This window comes from Coprococcus sp. OM06-34AC, from assembly GCF_003462545.1.
Taxonomy (GTDB): domain Bacteria; phylum Bacillota; class Clostridia; order Lachnospirales; family Lachnospiraceae; genus Coprococcus; species Coprococcus aceti.
In genome coordinates, this window is sequence record NZ_QTZF01000002.1 from 273,238 (window position 1) to 299,864 (window position 26,627).

Consider the following 26,627-nt stretch of genomic DNA (forward strand, 5'->3'; position numbering starts at 1 on the left):
GATGCCCGATGAAAACAGATACAACTCAAAGCAGACACAGTGGTCTGCTGTGGCGTTCCATATTCTTTCCGCTGGCCTTTATTTATATGGAGCTCCTGTTTCACATTGCAATTTATGGATCTGCAGGCAGCAGCATACTACATCCCCTGACATTTGCGCTGGCATGCGGACTTACCCTGTCAGCACTGACCTCCTTCTGGCACAGATATGCAAATGCAGCCATAGCCTACCTGCTGTGGAGTATATTTACGATCTACTATATTGCACAATTTGTATACTATAAGATATTCAGAACATTTTTGAGTCTGGTGTCCATCGGCGGTGCCCAGGATGCTATGAACTTCAGGACTGTGCTTTTTTCAGCATTGCGATCCAACTGGTATATCATAGTGCTGTTCCTGCTTCCACTTATATGTCTTATCATCATGAACAGGTTCTGGTTCTCATTTGGCAGATGCCGCATCGGGCAGAAGCCTGGTGTGCTCAGGGCAGTGCTGGTGCAGCTGGGTATCTCCGTAGCTGCATGGGTACTTGCCATCTGTATTCTGGCAGTGCACGGGACTGCGGCCTATACTCCATATGCGCTGTTCCACGGACGCTATGTACTTGAACTGTCCATGAACAAGCTTGGAGTCATGGTCACCACGGGAAGAGACTGTGTGACCATGGTGACTCAGAGCAGCCAGAGCAAGACATTTGAGCTTGCAGATATTGGAGATAATCAGTCAGATGCACAGACTGCCGCATTAGATATCAATGCCGCATCTGCGGACGGGACAGATTTTTCATCAGCTTCTCAGACCGGCGGCTCAGATCAGGCGGCAGGATCAACCGAGGCCGGTGAGCCGGCATATGTTCCACAGATTGATGAGAGCATAGACTTCAAAGGTCTGTACAACCAGACCGACGACGAGGAGCTTAAAAACCTGACGGCATATTTCTCGGGGGTACAGCCAACTTACACGGACGAATACACCGGCATGTTCGAGGGGTACAATGTGGTATTTGTCACCGCTGAAAGTCTCAGTACATATGGAATATCCAGGGAGGCCACACCGACACTGTACAAGATTTATCACGAAGGCTTTGAATTTACTAACTTCTACAACCCACTGTGGTATCACAGCACCATAGACGGCGAATATACCAACTGCCTTAGCCAGTATCCGGCATCCTCCAAATGGAGCTTTGAGGCATCCGCGGACACCTATCAGCCATACGCCCTCGGCAATATGTTGAACGCACAGGGCTACAAGAGCTACGGCTACCACGACTTTGATGCCACATACTACGACAGAACAAGAACCCATCCGAATATGGGCTACACCACCTTCAAGGCCATCGGCGCAGGATTGGATATTCCTGACCACGTTATGTATTCCGATCTCGAATGTATGGAGGCTGTGTATGGGGATTTCATTCAGGATGACAAATTTAACATGTATTTTATGAGTTTCTCCGGCCATCTGCCTTACAATTACGACAATCAGTATATATGCATGATTAACAGGGAGGGAGCCGAGAATGTCCTCTCCGGAAAAGGGTACTCAGATGAGGCCATAGCCTATGTTGCAGCCCAGATGGAGCTTGACAAGGCTCTGGAATTCCTGATGGATAAGCTGGAAGAGACTGGCAAGCTGGACAACACTCTGTTCATCGTGGCACCTGACCACTATCCTTACGGACTCAGCGACGGCACCTACAACGAGCTTGCGGGCAAGGACATAGAGAATGATGACTTTGAGCTTCACCACAACCAGTTTGGTATATGGAGCTCATCCATGGAGAAGCCAGTAGTTGTCGACAAGCTCTGCTCCAGTGTGGACATACTTCCAACTGTGTTAAACCTTCTCGGAGCCGACTTTGACTCAAGACTCCTGGCAGGACGCAACATTTTGTCCGATTCCGATGAGCTTGTGATCTTCGCGGATCAAAGCTTTATGACCGACAAGGTCAGGTACGATGCCAGCACGGGGGAGACCTCTTACTTCGTCCCTGAGTCACAGATCCCTGATGGATACGTGGATCAGATGATCGAGGAGGTTGAAAACCGGCTGTATATATCGGACGAGATGATAAACACGGACTATTTTTCATTTGTATATAGCAGATAAAAGGCCGAGACAATCCCCGCCAGCACATCGGCGGCGGTCTGGACAAAAGCCACTCCATCTACGCCATACATGCGCGGCAGTATGAATACCAATGGTATAAAACATACTCCCTGCCGCAGGGCGGATATGAGGGTGGCTTTTCCATATGCTCCAAGAGCCTGATAGTACATTCCGGTCACCAGACACACAGCTGCAAACGGCATGGATATGGCATGCGCCCGGAGAGACAGCGCCGCAAGCTGCATAGCTTGAGTGCCACCTTCATGCAAGAATACACCGGCCACCTCGGATGCCCACACCCAGGTCGCAGCACCCATGGCACACATGAATATAACCGCAGTTATCATAGTAAATCTCAGAGATGCCCTGACCCTGGATGAAAGTCCTGCACCATAGGCAAACCCGCACACCGGGGCAAATCCTTGTCCATAGCCCACCAACACCGCAAATATGACTGCAAATATCTTATTTGCAACTGTGATGCCCGCCATGGCTCCATCTCCGTACTGCCTGCAGCTTCTGCTTATCATGACCGCCGCAAGGCACATGAGCCCCTGTCTCAGGAAGGATGGCAGCCCTGTTCTCACTATACGCACCCCATATCTGAAGCTCCACAAGTCTGATATATGCAGCCTTACCACGCTGCACCTTGACCTGACACATATATACATTATGGCAAGACTTATCCCCTGTCCGGCAAGGGTCGCTATGCCTGCACCGGCTATTCCAAGTCCAAGCACTCTCACCAATATATAGTCAAATAACGCATTTGACAGTCCTCCTGCCAGAATACCCAGCAGGGCAAGATACGGCTGCCCCTCAGCCCGCAGGGCATTGTTCAGAACATAGGCACCGCACATGACCGGAGCCGCGAGCATGATATATATTCCATACTGCCCAGCAGGAGCAAGACTTGTGTCCGTGGCCCCCAGAAGTCTTACCACATCCTCCCTGAACACGGCAAATATAACCGCCATGACCGCGCCCGACAGTATTCCTCCCGCCAGTGCCGTGGCAAGCGTCTGCTCCGCCTCACGCTTCTTCTGCTTACCGAGGAGTCTCGCTATCTCACTTCCAGCTCCCATGCCCCAGGTGTAACCCACAGCCTGTATCAATGCCATGACAGAGAACATGATCCCCACTGCGGCCACACTGCTTTCTCCAAGATCTGAGACAAAATAAGTGTCCACAATATTGTAGGAGGTTGCCACCAGCATGGTGAATATTGTAGATACCGAAAGTGACAGTATGAGAGAAGGCACAGGAGTCTCAGCCATTTTGCTGTGATTCTCCTGTGCCTTCTTCTGTGTATCCACACTCTCAGGAATGTCCATTCCCGAAAGTATCAATATGTCATATATTCCATTATCGGGTCTGCTGTGTAACCGCCGTCTGTTGCTGCGCCTGTCCATGTGTGTAGTCCCTGCTTTCTTCCTTACTCTCACGCAGGAATTTCTTAACCTGCTGCAATTTCTCCTTTGCATCGTACACACCCAGCTCATACATGGCCTCGATCATCTCCGGCTTCTTCTCAAGCCTTGATATCTCTATAGTCTCACTCGGTCTGATTATCAACGTATCACCCTCCTTTTCAAGCTCCTCCAGCTTGTCCAGGGTCTTGTTGTAATACATGTGTCTCATGTGACATCTTTTAACGAACTCAGGGTACTCCCTGTACCTTCCGGCCTCCAGCCTGAGCATCTTGTCCGGGCCCTTGCGGTATCCCTCCGGTCTTGTCAGAACTACTATATTTCTCCTGTAGCCCATCCTTCTGAATGCAAATATCGGTATGCTGTCGGATACACCTCCATCCAGCAGCTTCATTCCATCGACCTCTACAATATTGGACACCAGTGGGAGGGATGCCGAAGCCCTCACCTTATTCACATCCTCAGGCTTTCTCATGTCCGTACACTCCAGATACTCCGCCTCTCCTGTATCCAGATTAGAACATCCCACATAGAGCTTCGTAGGATTTGCAAGGAATGCATCGTAGTCAAGTGGATCCAGTTTCTCCGGGATATCGTGGTAGCAGAACTGCTCACTGCAGATATCTCCTGTAGTTATGAGGGAGTACAGGCTCATGTAGTGCTTGTTGTTCCTGTACTTCATATTGTAACGCATGTTGCGCCCTCTCTGTCTCGCCACATAGGAGAGTCCATGTATGGCTCCCGCCGACACCCCTATGACACCGTCGACCTCTATATCATTGTCCATGAACACATCCAGGACTCCGGCGGTATATATGCCTCTCTGGCCGCCGCCCTCAAGTACCAAACCTGTCTTTGCCATATCGATCACCTTTCATCCAAATATTTATATATCCGTCTTTGTCTGAAAAATCCTCAGACTCCTGTCAAGAATCCCATTCATATGAGCTATAGCAGTTCCATAATTCGTCATCGGGATACTCTGCTGCTCCGCCCTTCCCTGACGACTCTTCATCTCGCGTTCATTCAGCATACAGCCTCCGCAGTGTATCACCAGATCATATCCTGTCAGATCCTCCGGGAATTCCGTTCCGCTGACAAATGTAAATTCAGGCTCAAGTCCCGTGTATCTGCGTATCCATCTCGGCAGTTTCACAGTTCCTATATCATCACACTGTCTGTGATGGGTGCAGCCCTCGGCTATGAGTATCCTTGGAGGTCTGCTGTCCGCATCTGTACGCTGGCCTTCATCCCTCAGCCTGTCCAGGACATATGCGCCATTTACCGCCGCATCAAGCTGCCCTTTAAATCTTGCCATCAGTATTGAGAATGACGTCAGATATATGTCATACGGCACGATCTTCATAACCTTTGCAAATGCCTGGGAGTCAGTGACCACCAGAGATACATTCCCCTCCAGCCGTCTCAGAGTATCCTCAAGCTCCGTGTCCCTGCACACCACAGCCGTAGCTCCGGTCTCAAGAACATCCCTTATGACCTGCTGCTGCGGAAGTATCAGCCTGCCCTTCGGAGCTGCAGAATCTATCGGTATGACCAGCACCACCATGTCTCCAGGCTGTATCAGATCTCCGACCAGTCTCCTGGTCATGGTGTCTGTCACCGTGAGCTTTCCTATCAATTCCTTCAGCTCCTCTATTCCCTGTCTGCGCTCTGCGCTGACCCATATGGAATTCTCCGCTGAATTCTGAACCATTGTATCATCTTTAACGAGATCACTCTTATTGTACGCAATTATATAATTTATATTCTTCTCTTTGAAAAGCTCTGTGAGCTCCCTGTCCGCCGCCGAAAGGCCAACCGAACCATCAACTACGAGCACAGCGACATCTATCTTCGCAAGCACCTGCCTGGTCTTCGACACCCTGAGTTCACCCAGCTCGCCGGTATCGTCTATTCCCGGTGTATCTATGATGACCACCGGTCCAAGCGGAAGCAGCTCCATGGACTTGTACACCGGATCCGTGGTGGTTCCCGCCACATCCGACACAACAGCAAGGCTCTGCCCCGTCACTGCATTTACCAGACTGGACTTGCCTGCGTTCCTGCATCCAAAGAAACCTATATGCACTCTGTTTGCCGACGGTGTATCGTTTAAACTCATTTTGCTCCTCCACAATGTGTTAGAATCTAAAATCTCTGTCTCCGTGCTTTATCCTGTCAAGTCTCTCGACCACTATCTGTCTGACTTTCTCATTCGGAATATTCTTCAGCTCATCCTGTATGAGTCTCCGGCCTATCTCCGCGGTCTCCGGCGAAGCATAATCCACCAGATATTCCTCCAGCGTCATGAGTGCGTTCGGATGACAGCAGTTCTGTATCTGTCCGCTCTTGCACAGGCTCATGAACCTGTCGCCGGTTCTGCCCTCTCTGTAACATGCCGTACAGAACGATGGTATATAGCCCTTGGTCATCAGCCAGTTCACAACCTGATCCAGAGTTCTCGTGTCGCTGACATCAAACTGCTCCGACTTCTCATCCTCTGGCTCCGGCTCATAGTAGCCACCCACACTGGTCTTGGAACCACCGCTTATCTGCGACACTCCAAGCCTTATGATCTCATCCCTGACCGTTGGATTCTCCCTTGTGGAGATTATCATTCCTGTATAAGGAACGGCGATTCTGATACATGCTGCGATCTTGCAGAATACATCGTCGCTTATTCCGTTGTCAAATGCCTCAGGATCTATGTCGTCAGCCTTCTTGACTCTTGGCACACTGATGGTGTGCGGACCAACTCCATGAACAGCCTCAAGGTGCTCCGCATGCATCAGCAGCCCCGCAAATTCGTACCTATACTTGTCCAGACCAAAGAGCACTCCCAGACCCACATCGTCTATACCACCTTCCATAGCACGGTCCATAGCCTCTGTGTGATATGCATAGTCATGCTTCGGTCCATATGGATGAAGCTTCTCATACGCTTCCTTATCGTAGGTCTCCTGGAAGAGGATGTACGTTCCAATTCCTGCCTCGTGCAGCTTCCTGTAGTTCTCCACTGTGGTCGCCGCTATATTTACATTTACACGCCTTATTGCACCGTTCTTGTGCTTGATGCTGTATATCGTGTCTATACACTCCAGGATGTACTCGATAGGATTCATCTGAGGATCCTCACCGGCCTCAATGGCCAGTCTCTTGTGACCCATATCCTGCAGTGCTATGACCTCCCGTCTCACCTCTTCCTGGGTGAGCTTCTTTCTGGCTATATGCTTATTCTTGATGTGATACGGACAATACACACACCCATTTACACAGTAGTTGGACAGATACAGCGGCGCGAACATAACTATTCTGTTGCCGTAGAAGTCCTTCTTGATCTGCTCCGCCAGATCATATATCTCATTTATCTTGTCCGGCATCTCACACGCAAGAAGCACGGATGCCTCCCTGTGGGTAAGCCCCTTCCTGAGCTTTGCCTTCTCTATGATACTGTCGATAAGCTCCACATTGTCCTTGTTCTGATCCGCATAGTCCAGCGTCTCACGGATCTCGCCATCATCTATGAAGTCCTCTGCCTTCATGGATCTCACATCATACATTTTTTGTCAGCCTTCTTTCTTGTATACTGTATGCCATTCCAATCTTATACACACAATATTATTCAGTGGTCTCCGCCTCTGTTGTCTCCTCACTGTCAGCATCCCCGGAATCGACCGGCGTACTCATGCTGTCTATTTCATCCGGCATACGGACATAGTCCACATACCAGCCATCGTCGCACTTCAACATACATTCCTGAACGTGTACCGTGACCTCGCCGCCATCCTTGCCTGTCACTATCCAGTCGGCTTCCACACTTCTGTACTGGGACACGCCCTTAACTCCGTTGTCCGCAAATTGCTGCTGCACATCCTCTATATTGCTCACCGCCTGTATATCGGTGACCTTGCACTCGATCGTATCTATATCCCCGACCTGCTCATCTGTATACGCTCTGAACTTGTTTATATATATGTCCTGTATGTCACTCACCGACAAAACCTTTGACGAATCCTCAAACTTCTTCACGTATCCCGGGGCTATCATGTCAGCCATCTCTCCGCCATCGCCAAATGCGTATATGCGGGCGGTCTCCTTTGCCAGCTTGTCCGCCTGATATGAAAATCTGTAATAGATCACATAAAATACCGCAAATACTACCACGATCGCCACTGCCAGAACTATTATAAGCTTCTTGAGGAATCCGCTTTTTTCATTACTGTTTCTCTCTTTACTCTGTCCCATATCTCTACTTCCCAATCCTTGTTTTTGTGGTTAAATACCCTTTTATATTGTATTCACCTGATTTGATATAGTCAACACCTAGCTTCCGTAACCCCCGAACGGGCAGATCATCAACATGACCTGCCCGTTCAGAATAATTATCCATATATCGTTACCAACAATTCATTGTCTCCATCGTATCAAGCTTCCTCTGGATCTTGTCAACGACCATATCCCTGATCTCTGTGGTCGTCTTATCCGCTATAACCTCATATGGGATCGGCTCCAGAAATGCAAGCTGTGTCGTCACACGCCTCAGTGACCATCCTTCAAATGGCTTGAAGGAATCATACAGCACGACTGGAACGATAGGACACTTCGCCTTCTTGGCGATCTTGAAGCTTCCCGGCATGAACTCCTTGAGCTCATTGTGACTGTGATCGTATCCTCCCTCCGGGAATAAAATATATCTCCTTCCCGCCTTGATCTCCGTGGATACATCGTTTATAACCTGTACCTGCTGCTTTATGTCTTCCTTGTCAAGTCTCTGTGCCTTCACAAGATCTGTAAGCTGATCTGCTATGAACAGCTTCGACCTCTTGGCATCCATGACATACGTAATCGGTTTGTCATGGGAAACTATAACTCCCAGTACATCATACTTACCCTGATGATTGGCATACATGATATATCCGCCCTCCTTAGGAAGGTTCTCCATACCCGTGGCAACCGTCTTGATAAAAGCACGACGTCTCACATGATTGCACATAACCTGTGCCATCTGATAACATATATCCTCACCATATTTTTCCGGGTGCCTAGCATAATACGACATCTTTGGCACATAGTACATGATCAGAAACAAGCACGAAACTATTACCCAAATAAATCTTAACATAAATACCTCTAACCAAATACCTTTAACTCAAAAATGTGTGCATATACATGCACACGTCCTCTTTTTCATAAACTCTTATATACATAGTTCACTGTATATACAGTGAACCATATACTATCTAGTAATTTTCTCAGTAAAGGCAAAAGTTGTCAAGTAACATTTTATCTATTGTGTCTGCACATAAAAAGGCAACGCCACATCGGTTTCATCGTCCCGCTGCTGGCACTGCCTTTTATAATAGACTCGAAGTCCCGCGCTGACGCGCTCTGTCTTCGTCCCGCTGCACTTTCGACTGACGGGATTCTTCTAGACTCGAAGTCCCGCGCTGACGCGCTCTGTCTTCGTCCCGCTGCACTTTCGACTGACGGGATTCTTCTAGACTCGAAGTCCCGCGCTGACGCGCTCTGTCTTCGTCCCGCTGCACTTTCGACTGACGGGATTCTTCTAGACTCGAAGTCCCGCGCTAACGCGCTCTATGTTCGGCTTACGCCGAACGACTTCTCGTTAAAACCGCTTGAAACCCCCAAATGCCTGCAAGCAGGCGCTTGGGGTTTCTGCGCTGGGTTTTATATCTTCTCTGTTACTCTGAGTCTTGTGAGTGCACGGGCAAGTGATGCCTCGCTCTGCTTGTATTCCTTCAGACTCTCTTTCTGTCTGAGTCTCTCTTCCGCTCTGATCTTTGCCTCCTTGGCTCTGACCCTGTCGATATCCTCCGGCTTCTCTGCGGAATCCACGATAAGGACAACTCGGTTATTTACTATCTGAACAAAGCCCTCACCGACAACACCGACTACCTGCTCACCCTTGCTGGTGGTAATCCTGATCTCGCCTATGCTGGTGGCTATGACCATGTTCTCGTGATGTGCAAGAACCGCTTTCTCTCCATCTTCAAGTGGAAGAATGATCTTCTCTACTCGGCCTTCGAAGAATATCTTATTGCTGGAAATAACTCTCAGATAAAATGTATTCATCTACGCACTTCCTTTACTGACCTTTCTCGGCCTTTTCCTTTACTTCCTCTATAGTACCTACATTGAAGAATGCCCACTCAGGATACTCGTCCATCTCACCGTCAACGATCATCTTGAAGCCCTTGATCGTATCCTTGAGACTTACATACTTTCCAGGAATACCTGTGAAGTTCTCAGCAACATGGAATGGCTGTGACAGGAATCTCTGAACCTTTCTGGCTCTGGTAACTGTAAGCTTATCCTCATCTGACAGCTCCTCCATACCGAGGATTGCGATGATATCCTGCAGCTCCTTGTACTTCTGAAGTATCTCCTGTACACGTCTTGCAACATTATAATGCTCCTCGCCGACTATATCAGCCTCAAGAATTCGTGAGCTTGACTCCAGCGGATCTACTGCCGGATAGATACCCTGCTCAACAATCTTTCTTGAAAGAACTGTATTTGCATCCAGATGCGCAAATGTTGTGGCTGGGGCAGGATCTGTAAGGTCATCGGCTGGCACATATACGGCCTGGACTGACGTGACTGATCCTTCCTTGGTAGATGCGATTCGCTCCTGAAGCTCACCCATCTCATTTGCAAGTGTTGGCTGATAACCAACGGCTGATGGCATACGTCCGAGAAGTGATGAAACCTCTGAACCTGCCTGTGTAAATCTGAATATATTGTCGATGAACAGAAGCACATCCTGATGATTTACATCACGGAAATACTCTGCCATTGTAAGTCCTGTCTCTGCAACTCTCATTCTGGCTCCAGGTGGCTCATTCATCTGTCCGAACACCAGGGCGGTCTTGTCGATAACGCCTGACTCGCTCATCTCTGTCCACAGATCATTTCCCTCTCTTGAACGCTCTCCAACACCGGTGAATATTGAGTATCCACCATGTACGGATGCGATATTCTGGATAAGCTCCTGGATAAGGACTGTCTTACCAACTCCGGCACCGCCGAACAGACCGATCTTACCACCCTTTGAGTAAGGTGCAAGAAGATCTATGACCTTGATACCTGTCTCAAGTATCTCAATGACAGGACTCTGATTCTCAAATGTTGGCGGCTCTCTGTGGATTACCCAGTGCTCTGTGTCTGAGAGATCCTCCTTGCCATCTATTGTCTCACCAAGCACGTTGAACAGACGTCCAAGTGTCTGATTTCCTACTGGAACTTTGATTCCTGATCCGGTCGCAACGACTTCCATATCTCTTGAAAGTCCCTCGCTGGCGGACAGCATGATACATCTTACTGTATTATTTCCTACGTGCTGTGCTACTTCCATAACACATTTTTTTCCATGATTATCTACTTCAAGAGCATCCTTGATGTATGGCAGATCGTTGTCTGGAAATTCTACGTCTACGACAGGTCCCATGACCTGTACTATCTTACCATTTTTCAAAACATCAGACCTCCTTTACAATTATTTATTGAGCTTATTAGCTCCTGTCTCTCTGAGCTCTGGCGCCGCCCGCGATCTCTGTGATCTCCTGCGTTATGGCTGCCTGCCTTGCTCTGTTGTATTTGATATTGAGATCATCCAGCATCTCCTTGGCACTCTTTGTGGCTGAGTCCATCGCCATCATTCGGCTGTTCTGCTCACTGCAGAAGGACTCTACCAGAGCGCCGTATATATATCCCATGACACAGTTTGGCACGATCCGGTCAAGCACTGCCTTCGGTGAAGGCTCCATGGTAATCTCCTCGTGGAACACATCCGCAGGAACGCCTGCGAAGTCAGTCCTCTTCATAGGGAGGAGCTGTATCATCTGCGGTTCAACGACCACACTGCTCTTCATGTTGGTATATATGATGTATACCTCATCTATATCGCCATTCTCATAGTTCTCAAGCATCTTGTCCGCTATGACTCTGGCTCTGTGAAGACTAGGATTCTGCGCTGTATACTGGAAATGTATATCTATAGGCACTCCCTTCTTTGCGAAGTAGTGTCTTCCCACCTGGCCGACTACATACAGCTCACTGTTTGGGTGGGCTGCAAGCTCCTGCTCAGCGATCTTGATTACATTGTGGTTGTAGGCACCAGCCATACCTTTGTCGGCGGTAATGACCAGATAACCTCGCCTTCTGTCCTCTTCCTTGATTCCCTCTCTGCTGTCGAAGTACAGATGCTCCATCTCAGGAACATGTCTGAGCATTCTGGCAAGAGCAACCTGGAGTGTGTAGAAGTAAGGCTCCGTGTTCTCAAGATCTGTCCTCGCCTTTTTCAGCTTGGACGATGAGATCATATACATTGCATTGGTGATCTTCTGAGTATCCTTGATACTCTTTATTCTATTCTGGATTTCTTTGGTATTTGCCAATCAAATCACCTCTCAACGAATCTTCTGATTTCTCCTGAAATCTATCTCTCGATAAACTCCTTAGCAGCTGCGACTATCTTGTCCTTCAGCTCATCGGTAAGCACCTGCTTCTCCTCGATCTCATCCACGATATCCTTGTGGGCACTGTGGAAGTATTCAAGCATCTCAAGTTTCTTCTTCTTGACCTCTGAAACCTCTACCGGAAGGAATACCTTATTGGTAGCTGCTACCAGGATGATAACCTCCTCTGCCATTGACAGCGGATTGCACAAAGGCTGCTTTAAAAGCTCCATAAGTCCCTTGCCGTACTGCAGCTGCTCCTTGGTGTTCTCATCCAGATCTGAACTGAACTGTGTGAACACCTCCATCTCTCTGTACTGTGCCAGATCGATACGGATACTTCCTGCGGCCTTCTTCATCGCCTTTGTCTGCGCTGCACCACCAACTCGTGATACCGACAGACCGACGTTGACAGCAGGTCTCATACCTGAGAAGAACAGATCGCTCTCGAGGAATATCTGTCCATCTGTGATAGATATAACATTTGTAGGTATATAAGCAGATACATCGCCTGCCTGTGTCTCGATAATAGGAAGGGCTGTGATGGAGCCTCCGCCCAGCTCATCCTTAAGCTTACTTGATCTCTCAAGAAGTCTTGAATGGAGATAGAATACATCTCCAGGATATGCCTCACGTCCTGGTGAACGTCCGAGAAGCAGTGACAATGTTCTGTAAGCAACAGCGTGCTTTGACAGATCATCGTACACGATCAGCACATCCTTGCCCTTATGCATGAAATACTCAGCGATCGCTGTACCTGAATAAGGCGCAATATACTGAAGTGGTGCTGAATCACTTGCTGTAGATGCAACGACTATCGTGTAGTCCATGGCATCATATTTGTTCAGGTTATTTACAACCTTGGCTATTGTTGAAGCCTTCTGGCCTATAGCCACATATACACAGATGACATCCTTGCCCTTCTGATTCAGAATGGTATCTATCGCTATGGATGTCTTACCTGTCTGTCTGTCTCCTATGATCAGCTCTCTCTGTCCTCTTCCGATTGGGAACATGGCATCTATCGAGAGGATTCCTGTCTGAAGCGGCTGGTTGACCGACTTACGATCAACTATGCTTGGAGCCGGATTCTCTATTGGACGATAATCCGTTGACTCTATGCTGCCCTTTCCATCTATAGGTGCTCCAAGGGCATCAACTATACGTCCGATAAATGCATCGCCTACAGGGATGCCTGCACGCTTTCCCGTTCTGCTGACCTTTGTTCCTTCTTTGATTCCTGTATCACGACCGAACAGAATACATCCTATCTCTGTTCTTCTGATATCCTGAACCATACCTTTGACACCATTCTCAAAAACAACGATCTCGCCGTACATGGCATTGTCTATACCGTATACGGTTACGATTCCATCACCTACATAGATGACCTTACCGACTTCTTTGTCCCTGGAGTCAAAATCATAATTCTCTATCTCTTCTTTGAGTATAGAAATAATATCCTCTGAACTAATTGAACTCAATTTATCACCTCATAACCAGTTTCTGTCTAAGGGATTTGTACCTGCCCAGAATGCTTCTGTCGTACTCGCGGTCTCCCGTTCTTATGACAAATCCACCTATCAATTCTTTTTTCTCCACCATAGAAAGCTGTACCGCCTTGCTTCCATACTCTTTCATAAGGAAGTTCTCGATACCTGCCTTCTGCTTATCAGTTGGCGGTGTGACATAATAGAGAGTTGCCGAAAGGATATCCTGCTGCTCTCTGGCATACTTCTCATACTCGTCAAATATGTCATGTATCATGTCAAATCCATCGTTGTCACACAGGGTCTTCATGAAATTTACCAGATCCTTATTGCCAAATCTGTCAAATACCCTGTCAACGACCTTGCGCTTGTCCGCGTGGCTGACCACCGGATCTGCCAGTGCATATACCAGCTCCGGACTACCATCCACAAGCGCCTTTATCTCCTCCACCATGTCCTGACTGATTCCAAGCTGATAGAGGACAATTCCGTAATTAATTGCCTTCTGTGTCACCTGAATCACCTACTTCATTCAAAAACTCGTCATACATGGCAGCTCCTGCTGATTCCGCATCACCTTCACCGCCCACGATCTTGCCGGCTGCTGCCATGGCAAGCTCTGCGATCTGTGACTGCATATCAGAAAGTGCCTTGTTCTGCTTGATCTCTATGGTCTTCTCCGCATCCTTTATCATCTTGACTGACTTTGCATCAGCCTGATCTATGATACGGCTGTACTCATTCTGGGCCTCCACACGGGATTTCTCACGGAGATCCCTGCACTCAGCATCAACCCCTGCAAGGGTATCCTCATACTGAGACTTGAGTTTCATTGCTTCAGCCTTCTGATTGTTGGCATCCGATATGGTGCCAGCGATCATATCTTCTCTCTTCTTGATGACATCGTTGAGCGGTCCTATCAAGAACTTCTTCAAAAGAAGAAACAGAACTATTAAGTTGATAATGGTGAATGCTATTGTAGAAAATTCTATATCAATCATATAGCCACTCCTATCTTTCTGTTTCTATTATCCGCATCTCTTCTGCAATTCCAGATTTCTATTAGATATTTCTATTAAAATATCCATCTGACCAAAAATCTGATTACTTAAGAAGAATGATTGCAAGAAGTCCGATTACGAAACCGTAGATAGCTGTTGCCTCTGCAAGGGCACAACCGATGATAAGAAGCTTTGTGATCTTTCCGTCTGCCTCCGGCTGTCTAGCTACAGCCTCAACTGCCTTTGATGTTGCAAGACCGATTCCAAGTCCTGCGCCAAGTCCTACTAATGCTGCTATACCTGCTCCAATTGCTAATAATCCGTTCATATCATTTTCTCCTTCTTATTTTCATTTTTAAAATCAGATAATCTTTACTCCATCGCTTCCTGCATGTAAAGAGTAGTCAGGAAAGTAAATACAAATGCCTGTAAAAATCCATCAAAGAAATCAAAGTACAGGCTGAGTGGGATAGGGACAATGAGTGGAACTACTGCCTCTATCAGCTTCATGATGACGAATGCTCCGAGAACATTACCAAAAAGTCGCATACACAGCGACAGCGGCTTGATGACAAGCTCAAGTACATTAAGCGGTGCAACTATTGCTACCGGCTCTGCAAAACTCTTGACCCAGCCTTTTGTCCCCTTTCCTCGTATTCCTGCCACCTGTACGAGTATGATACTCATGATGGCCAGTGAGGCTGTCACATTCAGATCCTTTGTCGGTGGTTTAAAGCCAAATACACCCATGATGTTGGCCATGCCGATGTACAGAATAACCGTTATCAGATACGGAACATACTTCATGCCCGCCTCTCCGATAACACCTTTGAACAGGTTGTTAAAAGTAGTTATTATGGTCTCCAGCACAAGCTGTTTCTTACCCGGATTCTCAACTTTGAGATTCCTTACAAGGATAATCGACAACAGCACAAGCACTGCCATAATGATCCATGTTACCACCACAGATTCTGTTACCGGTATTCCACCAAATATTGGTATTGTAAATACTGTTTTGCATTGGAGTTCATTGGATAACTCTTCTGCCAGATCCGTAAGACATCACTTCCTTTCACACTGTTTTCTATCAGGTGTTTGCGAAAATTCAAATATCCTAGTGTCTGAGCTGCTTTAGCATACCCATCAGGGAGCGCTCCCGCTTAACTCAGCCTGCTGCGGTACTAAGATGCCGCTAACGCGCCATCTAAGGACCGGCGGCTTCGTATATCCCTGAGTGGGTAAAGCTAAACAGCTCAGGCACATTCTCAATTACTTATTTCGCAACCACCTATATGTCAAAACACTATTTCTTCTCTCATTTATTATTTGTTTATTATAGAAATAGCATTCCTGGCATCTGCCTCAGACAGCCCCACAAGTACGTTCTCTGTGTTGATCCAGTGAGAATCGAGTTCATGAGCCTCCCAGTCCATATCCATATCATCCAGTATGACATATCCCTCTACGGAATTCGCAGTCACATAATCCTTGACTGCACAGGCTCTGGTATAATCTCCATACTTGCTTCTGAGCTCATCCCCTGAAGAAGTTGCCCCATATACTTCCATTCCAGCATCCGCAAGTCTGTCTATCAGTTCCCTTACGTGTGCCTTACTGATATCCTTATCAATCACCTGTTTTCTCCAGTCACTTGTCATGACCAGCTTCGCTCCTGTGGCATCCACAACCATCTTGAGGTTAGCCACATTCTTAGGATTGATAAACTCCCCATGCTTCTCACACAAGAATTTCTCCGAATTCAGTACGCCGTCTACATCAAAAAATACTACATTCATACGGTCATACTCCCCTATCTTTTTTTCTAAAAAGCTACTCTCGCTCCTTGCTTGCGTATTTTATCACCATTCAAAACAAATTTAAAGTCATTTATTTGCCCTTATAGTCAAATTTTAATCATTTTTTATTTTTGTATTATTTTTCGTAACAAAAACAGTTTTTTGTCACAGTTTTCCCAAGAAACCCGCATAAAATCTAACGTATCGCCAGTTTATACTTTTTTTATAATTTTAACATTTCGTTTATAATTAGCTTTTCTTCCAAATCATCAAAGTAAAATTCGCCACTCCCATCACCCTTCCGCCAGAAACAGGCTGGGTATTCTTCCGCGGCTGTATATCATCTGCTATATATGTGGTATCGGTAGCGAATACGACTGAGCTTCGGTGCTTCTTGCCGAGTTGGAAGCCGCATCGCCCTTATCGCGGCCGGAAACGAGTGCATATAGAAGCTAAGCTGAAGCGAAGGAAGTAGAGCGTGATACCACATATATAGCAGATGATATACCCGCCCCGCGGAAGAATACCCAGCCGTCCGTCCTTCGCCCCCACGAAAAAAGGCTATCTCGTGTTCGACGCCCTAACGCTCGACACGTGATAGCCTTGTTCCCTCTGCCGTAATCCGTCACCCCCATTGTGACAGACTATTGTAGAAAATGACCCCCTTGTCATCTCTCGATGTAACAGATAAATTCATTATATCATATTTAATTTCATATTAAAGAGCAGTTCATACACTTTTCTGCGCACACACAAATCGCAAAAGTGTATATTCTTACACTTTTCAACTGGACAAGCCTGTTTCTTCTATTATATAATGTTACTGAGGTGAATTACATGCAGCAACAATACGATATAGGGAAAAGACTCAGGGAAGTCATGGCTGAACGCGGGGTTACGATCAGTCAGTTAGCTGAGATGACAGATGTCTCTGAGGATACGATAAAAGCCATCAGGAGCGGCAAGACCAAGAGCCCGGGAATACAGCTTATGATATCCATCGCAGACGCACTTGGATGTACCATGGATGGATTTCTCCACAGGCGCAGCCTTACGGACGAGGAATTGTATCTCCTGCAAAAATACAGAACACTCAACATCCACGGCAAGCGGATGGTCATGCTAATGGCGGACTCTGAAGATCACATGCAGAAGAAGCTTCCTTCAGCGGATGCGTACTGCGCCAAAACGCGCAGGATTCCGTGTATTTCCTCAACTCACACGCTTGCTTCCAATTCAGACTACTCAACACACGCGACAGAATTTATAGAGATACCCGCCGATTATTTTCCAAACGCAGATTATTGTCTGAGGCTCACGACCAATATGCTCCATCCTATCTATATTAAGGATGATATTATAGCCGTGGAACAAAACTTTCCTCATTTCGGAGATATTGCGTTATTCCTGAACGAGAATGGAGTCGAGATGATCAGAAAATATACAGAAAAAGATGGCTCACCATACCTTGAAGCTGTCAGCAGATGTGATAGATCCCTGTATCTCACAAGTGATATCATTTGTCTGGGAACGATCCTCGGAATCGTCCGTCTGGAAGACACAAGAAAACCGCCTATTACATAAAGGCGGTTTTTCTTATATATAAATATTATGATGTCGATTACTCTGCTCCACCGGTGATAAGCCATGGTGACGGCTGGGTAACGAACATGTTGTCCTTGTTGGTTTTGGATACAGATATCTGAATAGCCTCCATATTCTTTATTCCGAGCTTGTCAAATATGAGCTTTGCCTGTGCAAGTATTCCTAGATCAAGTGTGTATATGACAAACTGCATATTCGGATTGATCTTGAGCAGTCTCTCCATATCTGACTCCAGATAATGATTTGCAACTATGAATGCCAGTCTCGGAACAGGTATGGCTGCCAGAGTCTCCTCGCTCATATCTGGGATTATCTGTACATTATGTACTCCGAACTTGTCAACATTCTCCTCCATGGATCTTCTCGAACCCTCGTCCGGCTCAACGGCTATAATGTTGCCCTCGCTTGCCACGATCGCAGCCTCAATGACTATACTCTCGGCCTGGAGTGCCAGGATGGTGTCATGCGTATCCACATCCAGCAGACTCATGATGACTGCTCTTATCTCCTTGCCGACATAGTGTACTGTTCCAGCCGAGAAGAAATCATTTGCAATTCCGTATCTGACGGATTCCCTTGTCTTCTCGTTCATGATGAATATAACTGTAGGCCCTGTTATCTTCCTGTTCAGCACCTTCTCCAGCTTGTCATGGTGAACCTCGCCGCCGGGCTCCACACCCTCTGCATACCACATGTCATACTCGCCAAAGCCCTTCTCCCAAAGCGTGTACAACAGATCCTCATGACTCTGATCTGCAAATATAAGAACTCTCTTGTGTGTGTCTATAGTCGGAACAACGTTCTTCTGCTTTCCGCATATATTCAGCATCTTTATCTTCTCAGGACTGACCTTCATCATGTCTGCAAAATAGCCAAGCCAACTGAGCATATCCTTGTTCTCGTACATAACCATAACCCTCCTTTAGTTGTCCGTCCAATCTTTTATATAGCATATTTATTATACTATTTTATCGATCTTCTGTACACCCAAAGAGAGGCAAACAGACACTTTTTTGACTGTCATCAACTTACCACGTTCAGCTTGTGATCTCTATACATATTGTATACAGACTCCGGAAGCTTATCGTCGGTTATGATGGTGAATTCCGGCTGGAGATCACTGAGCTTGAAATCTCCCTTTGTCTCGAATTTCGTGCTGTCCGCCAGCAGAAATACCTCGCTAGCATGGCCTATCAGCATGCACTGATTCTCATAGGTCTCCCTTATAAAATCATGTGCGCCATCCTCGACCGAAAGTGCCGAAGGTACTACAAATGCCTTTGAAAAATACAGTTTCTGCATCGCCTCATGTGTCAGGAAGCCATAAAACAACTTCTCCTTCGGGAGATATTCACCGCCCAGCAGGGTTATCCTGTAATTTTCACATTCCGATAATATGGAGAACACCTCCGAGGAATAGGTTATGACGGATAGTGAGTCAAAATTGCGCGCCTTCAGTGCCATGGCGAACAATGACGCCGTGCTGCCTGAATCTATCGCTATGGTGTCTCCATCCTTCACATACTCAAGCGCTTTCCTGGCTATCTGCTCCTTGAGTTCCATATTGGATGTGCCCCTGACATCCATATTCTCAAACCGGTATCTCTTCTTCACAGAAACCGCACCGCCGTGTACCCTCGTGAGCATGTTGTTATTTTCAAGATCCTCAAGATCACGTCTCACCGTCTCGGTCGACACGCCCAGCAGCTCAACCAGTCTGGCAACAGTAACCGAATGATTAAGATTTACCTGATCCAATATTATCTGTTTACGCTGATCTGCTAACATCTGTCCCCTCCCTTACTTCCTTATAAACTGAGCCCTATGTTTTCTGACCTGCAACATGATTGTATCAAAATAAGCGGTGCCGTGTAAACCTTTATTCCGACATATCCAGTCCATACAGCCTGCAGAGAACCGCAGTATATCCCTCTATACAGTCGAGGATCCTGTCGATCTCCACATGCTCCTGTGCCTGATGCGCCTGACTCATCATCGCACCCGAATATCCTATAGTCGGTATGTTGTATTTGCCGCATATAACGCTTCCGTCGGTTCCAAACTGCCAGTATATCTTCTCAACATCCTGACCAAGCTCCTTAAGCGTCCTGTATGTCAGCTCGACATACTCATTATCCTTGCCGGTCACCCACGCCGGATGCTGCTTTGCCGCCTCCGCCTCATAACCGGTGTAACACGTCCTCTTATTCATTCTCGGATGAACGACAGCTCTGAGCTCAGGATCCTTTTTCTTCTGCTCATCCAGGAATTTCTGAACCCTGCTCACCGTATCCTCTATGGTCATAGGTGGCACATATCTCTGATCCACTGTGATCTCACAATAGTCCGGCACACAGGAATACTTCTGTCCCGGTGTTACCACCACATCAGTGATGACCATGGACGTCTTACCCATCTCATGTACGAGCGGTTCCCTGCCAAAGTTATGCATGATCGCATCCATTATAGGGAGAGCTTTCTCAACAGCATTTATGCCCTCCTGCGGAGCGGACGAGTGCGCCACCTTACCGTACACCTCTATGACAAGCTCGATCTTGCCTCGCTGTCCGATGGCAAGATTGCCGTCTGACGGCTCCCCCAGATAGCACAGGTCAACATCAATGCCGTGCTCCGGAAGAGTGTGCTCCATAAGATAAATCGTTCCGATACTCTCCGCCGGCTCCTCATAGACGACTGCAGCAAATATAAGATTGCCCGATATCTTCGCCCCGGCATCCACCAGCTTTTTGATCTCCATAAATGCAAAGAATTCCGAAGTCAGGCCAGCAAGCATATCGCTTATGCCTCTGCCGTATAACTTTCCATCCTCCACCTTCGGCTCAAATGGCGAATACGGACTCCATGCATCTATGCTTCCCTCAGGCACAACATCCATATGTCCAGTCAGAAGCACGTTTGGACCGTCACCCTCTCCGCGGATGACTCCGACCACGTTGCCGCACTCATCGCGGAAATGCTCAATACCAAGCTCCTCCATGGCCTGCATAAACACCTCCGAGGTGGCTCTCTCCTCCCCGGAATATGCCTGTGCGCGTATATTCTTACTGACAAATTCTACCCATGAATCTTCCATATTCTTATAATAATCTTTCATGATATACATCTCCCTTTCCTGAACCGGTTTCATAATACGATCTGCTGATCATCAACTGATACGGGTACTCTTCTCCCTCGCAACGTCGAGCCAGTAATCCAGCCTTGAATCGAGCCAGAAATGCTGCAGTCTCGCCATCTTCTGTCCATACCAGTTCATGTAATCAAACTCCACGTTGGAGCTGGCCGCCTGATACAGTGCCCAATACGCCCACTTGATATCGCAGGCTATCTTGTTCAGCTTCATTCTGGCAAATGCTCTCTCATCAACCTTGCCTCCGCCGTATATCTTCATCATCTCCACGTCCATATCCTCGGTGAAATAGTTCACAGCAGATATCAGACCCAGATCCACATAAGGATCATTCATGGACGCATACTCATAATCTATGATCTTCAGATCATTTGTCTCCTCGTTGTACATCAGGTTGTTTGTCCAGAAATCATTGTGGCACGGACACAGCTCCTCACTGCCCGCCAGCGCCTTCTCAATAGCAGAGAGCAGATACTCCATCTTGTCATTAAACGGTGATATATAGCCGCCCTTCTTCGCCCTTGCGTTCATATCCCACGCCTGTTCAAATATGCTCTGCTTCAGGTTCAGCGGCTTTGTCTCGAGATGGTGGAAGTCCCTGATCCTCTCGAATATCGACTGGAATATATCTTTGTCATACACATCGCCAAATGTCACCTGGCGGTAGCCGTCAAGCCACTGGAATATCTCAACACCTGTATCCTCGAAATAATAATAGACTCTTGGGCCTGCCTTGCTCTCGTCCGCGATCACATTTGCCTCGTGGCATACTTCACGGTTTATGTAATCCGTGCCGGCTCCCGGTATCTTGAGGAAGAAATGCTCTCCCTCCACATCCACTTTGAAATTCGGATTCGTTATTCCTCCTGAAACGGACTTGTAACTGATCTCCTTGCCCTTCCAGTCATCGATCCTTGCGATCGCCTCATCAATTGTTGTCTTGCGCATAAAAAAGCCTCCTCTCCTACTTGCTCTCATCAATCAATGCTTCTCTTCCAACCTCTCCGGTTCTAACCTTCACAACATTTTTCACATCGTATACGAATATCTTGCCATCGCCATAGTTGCCGGAGTACAGCACCTTCTCCGCAGTTTCCACAACCCTGGACACAGGTACAGTGCTGACTATGACCTCGACCTTCACCTTAGGAAGCAGGTTCAGATCCGCATCCGAACTGCGGTAATATTTGTCATTATTTCCCTTCTGTATACCATATCCGGTCACATCCGTGATCGTAACTCCAGTTACATTTATGTCATTCATGGCGTGAAGCAGTGCGTCAAGCTTGTTCTTTCTCGCTATGATGACCACCTTGGATATGTTAAGATTCTCCGCATTTTCTGTGCTGTCAAATGCCTTGCCATCGATCTTAGGCACATTCATCATAGGCGCGCTTATTCCGTCTGAGGACAGCACCTCTGTGTAAGTATTTGAAAATCCGTGCTCACTGATATCCAGTCCATCCATCTCATCCTCAGCCGATACACGAAGGCCGATGGTCTTCTGAACGATCTTGAACAGTAGTGCCGAAGCTGCAAATACATACAGGAACACAACTATTCCGCCAAGGATCTGGATTCCGCACTGATAGCCACCACCGCCGAGCAGCAGGCCCTTTGTCTTTGTGGCGGTTCCGTCTGAGAACAATCCAACCGCTACAGTTCCCCACAGGCCACCGAATCCGTGTGCCGCGATGGCTCCCACAGGATCATCTATCTTTACCACGTTCTCTATGAAATGCATTCCCCCAACTACTATCGCTCCGGACACGATTCCGACCAACACCGCAAGTGGTGTACTTATAACGTCGGCTCCCGCAGTGATAGAAACCAGGCCTGCCAGAGCGCCGTTGAGTGTCATGGCGATATCCGGCTTCTTCTTCCACGCCCAGCTTATACACATCGCTGTGACTGCTCCAGCCGCAGCGGATAGATTGGTGTTACAGAACACCTTGCCAACTAGCGACACCGTATCTCCTGTCAGTGGCAGAACCGAGCTTCCGTTGAAGCCGAACCAGCCAAACCACAGGATAAATATTCCAAGCACTGACAGCGGCATGCTGTGTCCCGGTATCTTCTTCGACTTTCCGCTTCTTGAATACTTTCCGATACGCGGGCCGAGCATCCACGCTCCTGCAAATGCAGCGGCACCGCCCACCATATGTACAACTGTGGATCCGGCAAGATCATGGAATCCGAGCTGTGCCAGCCAGCCGTCTCCCCATATCCAGTGTCCCGATATAGGATAGATCACCAGACTTATCATCAGACTGTAGATACAATATGCTGCAAATTTAGTTCTCGCCGCCATGGCACCCGACACGATGGTCGCCGCCGTCGCAGCGAATACTGTCTGAAATATCAGGAATGCCCAGAATGGGATCCCGTCAGGAAGCATGCCGCCTCCATATACCGATTCCATTGCCACACCTTTGATCTTACCCAGTACAGCTCCGTCGCCGCCATACATAATTCCGAATCCTATCAACCAGAACGTCACCGAACCGATACAATAGTCAACCAGATTCTTCATGGCGATATTTCCTGCATTTTTTACCCTCGTCATGCCGGTCTCAAGCATCGCAAAGCCCGCCTGCATGAAGAAAATGAGTACCGTTCCTACCATAATCCATATCGTACTGACTGCACTATATTCCATCACGATTCCTCCTTAATCTCTGTTATATCTGTCCTGCCTTGTGACAGCGAACCGTATGTCCCGGTGATACCTCTGTCTCCTCCGGGCGCTCCTTCATACAACGTTCATCCGCATATATACAGCGTGTACAGAACGGACATCCCGGCATCGGCTTTGCCGGATCAGGTATATCACCTGGCTTAAGGTCTATGTCAAATCCCGCATCCTCAAGTCCCTTGCTTATACTCGGAGCCGCCTTGAGCAGAACCTTTGTATATGGGTGCTGCGCATTCTTGTATATCTCGCTGCTCGGTGCACTCTCGACTATCTCTCCGAAATACATGATCTTTATCTGATCCGCGATCTGTCTCACCACAGCCAGATCGTGGGCGATCAGCAGCATGGACAACTTATATTTGTCCTGCAGATCCATCAGCATATTTATGACCTGTGCCTGCAATGACACGTCCAGTGCCGATATAGGCTCATCGGCAAATATGATCTTCGGTGTGACGACCAGACACCGCGCTATGATTATCCTCTGTCTCTGTCCACCGGATAACTGATGCGGATATCTGTCAAGGAACATCGGTGCCATTCCAACCTGTGAAAGTGTGTCCAGAATGATCTTCTCCCTCTCCTCCTTGTCCTTCACTCCATTCAGGATCAATGGCTCCTCAAGTGATTCACGGATACTCATTCTCGGATGCAGCGATCCCAGAGTGTCCTGAAAGATCATCTGTATCTTTGCCTTCATATCGCTCTTTTCCTGGGGCGTCATATCATCCACGGATTTTCCTTCAAATACGATACTTCCGTCCGTCTTGTCCTCAATTCCCAACAGGACTCTCGTCAGCACCGTCTTGCCACAGCCCGACTCTCCGACGATCGCAAGTGTCTTGCCCTTTTCCAGCTCCAGCGAGACATGGTCGACTATGTTCTTCTGTCCGACAACCTTGTTGAACATTCCCTTTTTCACCGGATACTGCTTCAGCAGATTATCGCAAGATAATACTATATCCTTCATATGATCACCCCAATTCTGTATCTTCGTTAATGTCATAATCCAGTGGGAAATGGCAGGCACACATATGTCCCTCTCCAACCGGTTTCAGTGCCGGCACCTCTTTATGACATATATCTTTCGCATATTCACAACGGGAAGCAAATGGGCATCCCTCCGGGACATTTGACATATCCGGCGGGAATCCCGGAATGGATTTCAGTCTCTTCGTCTTACGAGCCTCGAGAAGCGGAACAGAACGGATAAGTCCAACCGTATAAGGATGCTTTGGATTTCTGAGCAGATTCTTCTTGGATGCCGACTCCACGCATCTTCCCGCATACATGACAAATATGTCGTCTGAGAACTGGGACACCACGCCAAAGTCGTGGGTGATTATCATGATGGAGATGCCGGTCTGCTTCTGCACCTCACTGAGGGCTTCGATGATCTCCGCCTGAATGGTGATTCCAAGACTTGTTGTAGGCTCGTCCGCTATGAGCAGATCCGGGTACAATATCATTGACATCGCTATGAATATCCTCTGTCTGAAACCCGCTGAGAACTCACACGGGTATTTCTTTATGACCTCCTCGCCGTTGGTTATTCCGACAAGCTTGAGAACTCTCATTATCTCCTGTTTTGCCTTTTCTGAACCCGATGGGGTATGTGCGTTATAGGCCTCGGCAAGCTGTGCTCCAATTGTCATGTAGGGATTGAACGATGTAGTAGGATCCTGGAATATCATGGAGATCTCATTTCCACGGATGCTCTTCATCTCCTTCTCCGGGAGCTTCAGTATATCCTGACCTTTGAACCTGATCTCGCCGCCTGCTATGTAACCCGGAGATTCCACGATCCTCAGTATCGATCTCGCCGTCACGCTCTTGCCGGAACCACTCTCTCCTATTATTCCAAGCACCTTGCCCTTCCGCAGTGAGAAGTTGACTCCCTCAACTGCTTTCACGACTTTGTGCGGACCGGTCTTGAAATAGGTCTTTAAATCCTTTACCTCAAGGATCACATCTGTATCTTTTTCTGTATTATTATCCATACTGTTATCCTCCTATTTGCGAAGCTTTGGATCGAAATGAACCTGAAGATTGTCACCGATAAAATTCAGTCCGAGAACCATGATGATAAGAACGATGCCGGGGATCATGATATACCATGCATCAGATGCAATATAGCCACGGGCATCGGACATTATGTTTCCAAGGGATATCTTTGGCGGATTTATACCGAGTGACATGTAGCTGAGCAAGCTCTCGTTGATGATCATTCCGGCGATATCAAGCGGTATGAGAGGAAGCATGGCAGGGATCAGATTCTTGCCGATATACTTCGTGGATATCCTCCATGAGCTCGCCCCCATGAGCTTTGCCGCTGCGATATAATCTGTGCTCTTCTGGGGTATTACATTTGACCGCACCGTTCTCGCATAGGCCGGCCACAGTGCCAGACTCAGCACTATGGTTACCGACACCTCATTCGGTGCGAACAGTGTGAGTGCGATCATGGCAAGTACGATAAATGGGAATCCCATCTGTACATCGGTGATTCTCATCAGCACTGAATCCAGAGGTCCCGGACTTGTGAGACCGGATATGATTCCGACTATCAGTCCTATGATGGCGGCCAGCAGAACGCTGCAGAAACCAATTATGACTGAGGTACGGATCCCATACAAAAGTCTCGAGAACAGATCACGTCCTATGGCATCAGTTCCCAGCCAGTGTGCCGGATCCTGAAACGGTTTCAATAATCTGATGGATGGGTTTGCCTTGCCCGGGTCCGACGGCGCGATGAGCGGCGCAAAGATTCCGGCAAGGAGATAGATTCCTACAATAATGATTCCAAGTGTAAATAATTTGTTTTTACCAATCCACTGAAGGACTGATCTAAATTTACTTTTTTTCTTCATA

At 47.6% G+C, this 26,627-nt stretch carries 25 protein-coding genes; 2 read left to right on the forward strand and 23 right to left on the reverse strand.

Annotated elements, in window-relative coordinates; translation table 11 throughout:
- Positions 1-8 precede the first annotated feature (8 nt).
- On the forward strand, positions 9-2,114 hold the full coding sequence (locus tag DXB91_RS04480) for an LTA synthase family protein (RefSeq protein WP_118016930.1): 2,106 nt from the start codon (positions 9-11) through the stop codon (positions 2,112-2,114).
- Here the strand turns inward: DXB91_RS04480 and DXB91_RS04485 are convergent.
- The 15 genes from DXB91_RS04485 to DXB91_RS04555 all read right to left on the reverse strand — a co-directional run bounded on the left by DXB91_RS04485 (position 2,087) and on the right by DXB91_RS04555 (position 16,308).
- Complete coding sequence (locus DXB91_RS04485; RefSeq protein WP_118016931.1) at positions 2,087-3,526, reverse strand: MATE family efflux transporter; 1,440 nt, start codon at positions 3,524-3,526, stop codon at positions 2,087-2,089. The genes DXB91_RS04480 and DXB91_RS04485 overlap by 28 nt on opposite strands.
- Positions 3,480-4,406, reverse strand: coding sequence for a patatin-like phospholipase family protein (locus DXB91_RS04490; RefSeq protein WP_118016932.1), 927 nt, complete (start codon positions 4,404-4,406; stop codon positions 3,480-3,482). Before DXB91_RS04490 ends, DXB91_RS04485 begins: the two co-directional genes overlap by 47 nt.
- A gap of 24 nt (positions 4,407-4,430) precedes the next feature.
- Positions 4,431-5,666, reverse strand: coding sequence for a [FeFe] hydrogenase H-cluster maturation GTPase HydF (hydF, locus tag DXB91_RS04495; RefSeq protein ID WP_118016933.1), 1,236 nt, complete (start codon positions 5,664-5,666; stop codon positions 4,431-4,433).
- Positions 5,667-5,685: 19 nt separating this feature from the next.
- Positions 5,686-7,104, reverse strand: a complete 1,419-nt coding sequence (gene hydG / locus DXB91_RS04500; protein WP_015534643.1) for a [FeFe] hydrogenase H-cluster radical SAM maturase HydG — start codon at positions 7,102-7,104, stop codon at positions 5,686-5,688.
- A gap of 58 nt (positions 7,105-7,162) precedes the next feature.
- Positions 7,163-7,789, reverse strand: a complete 627-nt coding sequence (locus tag DXB91_RS04505; RefSeq protein WP_022216967.1) for a hypothetical protein — start codon at positions 7,787-7,789, stop codon at positions 7,163-7,165.
- Between the two features lie 151 nt (positions 7,790-7,940).
- On the reverse strand, positions 7,941-8,666 hold the full coding sequence (locus DXB91_RS04510) for a lysophospholipid acyltransferase family protein (protein WP_022216968.1): 726 nt from the start codon (positions 8,664-8,666) through the stop codon (positions 7,941-7,943).
- A gap of 566 nt (positions 8,667-9,232) precedes the next feature.
- Positions 9,233-9,637, reverse strand: a complete 405-nt coding sequence (gene atpC / locus DXB91_RS04515; protein WP_117550214.1) for an ATP synthase F1 subunit epsilon — start codon at positions 9,635-9,637, stop codon at positions 9,233-9,235.
- 13 nt (positions 9,638-9,650) lie between these two features.
- Positions 9,651-11,039: a F0F1 ATP synthase subunit beta gene (atpD, locus tag DXB91_RS04520; RefSeq protein WP_022216970.1), complete on the reverse strand. Its 1,389-nt coding sequence runs from the start codon at positions 11,037-11,039 to the stop codon at positions 9,651-9,653.
- Between the two features lie 37 nt (positions 11,040-11,076).
- Entirely contained in the window at positions 11,077-11,961 is an 885-nt protein-coding gene (gene atpG / locus DXB91_RS04525; RefSeq protein WP_022216971.1) for an ATP synthase F1 subunit gamma, read from the reverse strand.
- Between the two features lie 41 nt (positions 11,962-12,002).
- Positions 12,003-13,505: a F0F1 ATP synthase subunit alpha gene (gene atpA, locus DXB91_RS04530; protein WP_022216972.1), complete on the reverse strand. Its 1,503-nt coding sequence runs from the start codon at positions 13,503-13,505 to the stop codon at positions 12,003-12,005.
- A 4-nt stretch (positions 13,506-13,509) separates the two neighbouring features.
- Positions 13,510-14,025, reverse strand: coding sequence for an ATP synthase F1 subunit delta (gene atpH, locus DXB91_RS04535; protein WP_055145112.1), 516 nt, complete (start codon positions 14,023-14,025; stop codon positions 13,510-13,512).
- Positions 14,006-14,512, reverse strand: a complete 507-nt coding sequence (atpF, locus tag DXB91_RS04540; protein WP_022216974.1) for a F0F1 ATP synthase subunit B — start codon at positions 14,510-14,512, stop codon at positions 14,006-14,008. The genes atpH and atpF overlap by 20 nt, the downstream gene beginning before the upstream one ends.
- A 103-nt stretch (positions 14,513-14,615) precedes the next feature.
- Positions 14,616-14,840, reverse strand: a complete 225-nt coding sequence (atpE, locus tag DXB91_RS04545; protein WP_004852001.1) for an ATP synthase F0 subunit C — start codon at positions 14,838-14,840, stop codon at positions 14,616-14,618.
- A 44-nt stretch (positions 14,841-14,884) separates the two neighbouring features.
- A complete protein-coding gene (locus DXB91_RS04550; RefSeq protein ID WP_071849465.1) occupies positions 14,885-15,562 on the reverse strand; it encodes a F0F1 ATP synthase subunit A in 678 nt (225 codons plus the stop codon).
- Between the two features lie 272 nt (positions 15,563-15,834).
- The gene (locus tag DXB91_RS04555) at positions 15,835-16,308 is read right to left on the reverse strand and encodes an HAD domain-containing protein (protein ID WP_118016934.1); all 474 of its coding nucleotides are present in this window, start codon (positions 16,306-16,308) and stop codon (positions 15,835-15,837) included.
- Between the two features lie 837 nt (positions 16,309-17,145).
- Here DXB91_RS04555 and DXB91_RS04560 point away from each other — a divergent pair.
- Complete coding sequence (locus DXB91_RS04560) at positions 17,146-17,892, forward strand: helix-turn-helix domain-containing protein (protein WP_118016935.1); 747 nt, start codon at positions 17,146-17,148, stop codon at positions 17,890-17,892.
- Positions 17,893-17,929: 37 nt separating this feature from the next.
- Here the strand turns inward: DXB91_RS04560 and DXB91_RS04565 are convergent, their stop codons facing one another.
- The 8 genes from DXB91_RS04565 to DXB91_RS04600 all read right to left on the reverse strand — a co-directional run bounded on the left by DXB91_RS04565 (position 17,930) and on the right by DXB91_RS04600 (position 26,626).
- Positions 17,930-18,820 carry a hypothetical protein gene (locus DXB91_RS04565; RefSeq protein WP_055145109.1) on the reverse strand — a complete coding sequence of 297 codons (891 nt, stop codon included), beginning with the start codon at positions 18,818-18,820 and terminating at the stop codon, positions 17,930-17,932.
- A 116-nt stretch (positions 18,821-18,936) separates the two neighbouring features.
- Positions 18,937-19,701: a DeoR/GlpR family DNA-binding transcription regulator gene (locus DXB91_RS04570; RefSeq protein WP_117550200.1), complete on the reverse strand. Its 765-nt coding sequence runs from the start codon at positions 19,699-19,701 to the stop codon at positions 18,937-18,939.
- A 91-nt stretch (positions 19,702-19,792) separates the two neighbouring features.
- Complete coding sequence (locus DXB91_RS04575; protein ID WP_158564582.1) at positions 19,793-21,028, reverse strand: M20 family metallopeptidase; 1,236 nt, start codon at positions 21,026-21,028, stop codon at positions 19,793-19,795.
- A gap of 51 nt (positions 21,029-21,079) precedes the next feature.
- Complete coding sequence (locus DXB91_RS04580; RefSeq protein WP_158564583.1) at positions 21,080-22,009, reverse strand: choline kinase family protein; 930 nt, start codon at positions 22,007-22,009, stop codon at positions 21,080-21,082.
- A 16-nt stretch (positions 22,010-22,025) separates the two neighbouring features.
- The gene (locus DXB91_RS04585; RefSeq protein ID WP_118016938.1) at positions 22,026-23,720 is read right to left on the reverse strand and encodes an ammonium transporter; all 1,695 of its coding nucleotides are present in this window, start codon (positions 23,718-23,720) and stop codon (positions 22,026-22,028) included.
- 22 nt (positions 23,721-23,742) lie between these two features.
- The gene (locus tag DXB91_RS04590) at positions 23,743-24,726 is read right to left on the reverse strand and encodes an ABC transporter ATP-binding protein (protein WP_015534632.1); all 984 of its coding nucleotides are present in this window, start codon (positions 24,724-24,726) and stop codon (positions 23,743-23,745) included.
- Positions 24,727-24,730: 4 nt separating this feature from the next.
- On the reverse strand, positions 24,731-25,756 hold the full coding sequence (locus DXB91_RS04595) for an ABC transporter ATP-binding protein (protein WP_118016939.1): 1,026 nt from the start codon (positions 25,754-25,756) through the stop codon (positions 24,731-24,733).
- Positions 25,757-25,768: 12 nt separating this feature from the next.
- Positions 25,769-26,626, reverse strand: a complete 858-nt coding sequence (locus DXB91_RS04600) for an ABC transporter permease (protein WP_117550193.1) — start codon at positions 26,624-26,626, stop codon at positions 25,769-25,771.
- Position 26,627 lies beyond the last annotated feature (1 nt).

Excerpts from the sequence above, each read along its gene's own strand:
- DXB91_RS04595 (WP_118016939.1), bottom strand. The coding sequence starts at position 25,756 with ATGGATAATAATACAGAAAAAGATACAGATGTGATCCTTGAGGTAAAG.
- DXB91_RS04585 (WP_118016938.1), bottom strand. The coding sequence starts at position 23,720 with ATGGAATATAGTGCAGTCAGTACGATATGGATTATGGTAGGAACGGTA.
- DXB91_RS04590 (WP_015534632.1), bottom strand. The coding sequence starts at position 24,726 with ATGAAGGATATAGTATTATCTTGCGATAATCTGCTGAAGCAGTATCCG.
- DXB91_RS04485 (WP_118016931.1), bottom strand. The coding sequence starts at position 3,526 with ATGGACAGGCGCAGCAACAGACGGCGGTTACACAGCAGACCCGATAAT.
- DXB91_RS04565 (WP_055145109.1), bottom strand. The coding sequence starts at position 18,820 with ATGTACGAGAACAAGGATATGCTCAGTTGGCTTGGCTATTTTGCAGAC.
- DXB91_RS04505 (WP_022216967.1), bottom strand. The coding sequence starts at position 7,789 with ATGGGACAGAGTAAAGAGAGAAACAGTAATGAAAAAAGCGGATTCCTC.
- atpE (WP_004852001.1), bottom strand. The coding sequence starts at position 14,840 with ATGAACGGATTATTAGCAATTGGAGCAGGTATAGCAGCATTAGTAGGA.
- DXB91_RS04480 (WP_118016930.1), top strand. The coding sequence starts at position 9 with ATGAAAACAGATACAACTCAAAGCAGACACAGTGGTCTGCTGTGGCGT.
- DXB91_RS04570 (WP_117550200.1), bottom strand. The coding sequence starts at position 19,701 with ATGTTAGCAGATCAGCGTAAACAGATAATATTGGATCAGGTAAATCTT.
- DXB91_RS04600 (WP_117550193.1), bottom strand. The coding sequence starts at position 26,626 with ATGAAGAAAAAAAGTAAATTTAGATCAGTCCTTCAGTGGATTGGTAAA.
- hydF (WP_118016933.1), bottom strand. The coding sequence starts at position 5,666 with ATGAGTTTAAACGATACACCGTCGGCAAACAGAGTGCATATAGGTTTC.
- atpC (WP_117550214.1), bottom strand. The coding sequence starts at position 9,637 with ATGAATACATTTTATCTGAGAGTTATTTCCAGCAATAAGATATTCTTC.
- DXB91_RS04510 (WP_022216968.1), bottom strand. The coding sequence starts at position 8,666 with ATGTTAAGATTTATTTGGGTAATAGTTTCGTGCTTGTTTCTGATCATG.
- DXB91_RS04580 (WP_158564583.1), bottom strand. The coding sequence starts at position 22,009 with ATGCGCAAGACAACAATTGATGAGGCGATCGCAAGGATCGATGACTGG.
- atpF (WP_022216974.1), bottom strand. The coding sequence starts at position 14,512 with ATGATTGATATAGAATTTTCTACAATAGCATTCACCATTATCAACTTA.
- DXB91_RS04560 (WP_118016935.1), top strand. The coding sequence starts at position 17,146 with ATGCAGCAACAATACGATATAGGGAAAAGACTCAGGGAAGTCATGGCT.
- DXB91_RS04575 (WP_158564582.1), bottom strand. The coding sequence starts at position 21,028 with ATGAAAGATTATTATAAGAATATGGAAGATTCATGGGTAGAATTTGTC.
- hydG (WP_015534643.1), bottom strand. The coding sequence starts at position 7,104 with ATGTATGATGTGAGATCCATGAAGGCAGAGGACTTCATAGATGATGGC.
- DXB91_RS04490 (WP_118016932.1), bottom strand. The coding sequence starts at position 4,406 with ATGGCAAAGACAGGTTTGGTACTTGAGGGCGGCGGCCAGAGAGGCATA.
- DXB91_RS04555 (WP_118016934.1), bottom strand. The coding sequence starts at position 16,308 with ATGAATGTAGTATTTTTTGATGTAGACGGCGTACTGAATTCGGAGAAA.